This is a genomic window from Streptomyces sp. WM6386 (assembly GCF_000972385.1).
Taxonomy (GTDB): Bacteria; Actinomycetota; Actinomycetes; order Streptomycetales; family Streptomycetaceae; genus Streptomyces.
In genome coordinates this window covers 1-1,543 of record NZ_JXTE01000181.1, presented here as the reverse complement: position 1 = coordinate 1,543, position 1,543 = coordinate 1, and the positions used below count along the sequence as shown (strand labels likewise).

2 protein-coding genes are annotated in these 1,543 nt (G+C 71.8%); both read right to left on the bottom strand.

Going from position 1 to position 1,543, the window contains the following annotated elements; all coding sequences use genetic code 11:
- The coding region (locus TN53_RS40530) for an FAD-dependent monooxygenase (RefSeq protein ID WP_046263883.1) at positions 1-1,202 on the bottom strand (1,202 nt) is incomplete at its 3' end.
- A 2-nt stretch (positions 1,203-1,204) separates the two neighbouring features.
- A partial coding sequence (locus tag TN53_RS40525) for an aromatase/cyclase (RefSeq protein ID WP_046263882.1) occupies positions 1,205-1,543 on the bottom strand: 339 nt, incomplete at its 5' end.

The following is a 1,543-nucleotide window of genomic DNA, read 5'->3' as shown; positions in this document are numbered from 1 at the left end:
GTCGTGCACCGGTGGTGACCTATCGTCAGGTCCGTGTTCGGGAGGCGTACGCCCTGGTCGCCGTAGCTGATGTCCAGGCCCGCGATCATCGACGCCAGGTGGGTGCGGACCTTCTCGGAGGGCAGGAGTTCGGTGAACAGGGCCCTGGTGGAATTGGATTCCGGGCCGCCCAGGAGAAGCTGGGACTGGACTTTGATGTTGGCGAGGACTCTGCGGCCCACCTCGTGGCGTTCGGCGTGGTAGGTGTCGAGCACGTCAGCCGGGGCCCTGCCGGTGGCCACCGCGGCCAGTTTCCAACCGAGGTTCACCGCGTCCTGGAGGCCCAGGTTGAGGGCCTGGCCGCCGATGGGCATCTGGCGGTGGGCGGCGTCGCCGGCGAACAGGACGCGGTCGTGCCGGTAGCGGGCGAGCTGGCGGTTGGCGTCGCCGAAGGAGTTCACCCACAGGGGGGTGCCGGACGTGATGTCCTCCCCCGTCACTCGCTGCCAGACCTCGCAGACCTCCGCGAAGTCCGGTTCCGCGGTGCGGACTTCGGCCTCGCGGCCGAACTCGTGGACCATCACCCGGGTGACGCCGTCGCCGCGCCGGGCGGCCACCGCCATGCCGCCGGGAAGGCGCTCGAAGCGGCGGTTCGGTACGTCGATGCCCGCCACGTCGGCGCGCAGCAGCTCGCGGTGGGCGTCCTCGCCGGGGAAGTCGGCGCCCAGCAGACGGCGTACGGTCGAGTTCTCGCCGTCGCAGCCCACCAGGTACGCCGCCCGGATCCGTACCGGACCGCCGGGGCCCGCGGCCACCGCTTCCACACCGTCGGCCGAGGTGCGCAGGGCGCGCAGGGTGTGGCGCCGCTCGATGCGCGCGCCCAGGCCGACCGCCCAGTCCTGCAGCAGGCGTTCGGTCTCGGTCTGCGGGACCTTCCACTGCCCGGGGTGGGTGCTGGGCAGGGTCAGGTCCAGCGGGATGCCGCCGAAGTGCCCGCGCACCTCGCACGGCGGGGTGCCGAAGACCTGCAGCAGGCCCCGGCTGTCGAGGATCTCCATGGTGCGGGCGTGCAGGGTCGAGGCCCGCGACTCGGTGGTCGGGGCCTCGCGGGTCTCCAGTACGACGACGTCGGCGCCGCCGAGGCGGAGTTCACCGGCGAGCATCAGCCCGACCGGTCCCCCGCCCACGACGACGACGTCGGTGTCGAGTCGCTGGCCGCCCATCGTCAGCGCTTGCTCTCGGCGTGGTCCTTGGCGTGGCCCAGGGTGGCGCGGCTGTTGGTGCTGAGCGCGCCGTGCACGTACGCGCGGGCGTCCGCGACCGTGGCGTCCTCGCCGAGGATCCTCGCGATGTTCGCGGTGTTGAGGACCACGGTGTGCTGGGAGGAGGCGGTAGTGGTGCCGTCGGCGGCCTCGGTGAACGTCCAGTAGCCGGTGTGCAGGGTCATCAGCGCGGGCAGCGTGACCTGCTTGTAGGCGATCTTGTGGTGCGGGAACGTCACCCGGTACGACTTGGTGGTGTGCGTGGAGCCGTCCTTGGCGCGGGTGTCCATCTCCAGGCTCTG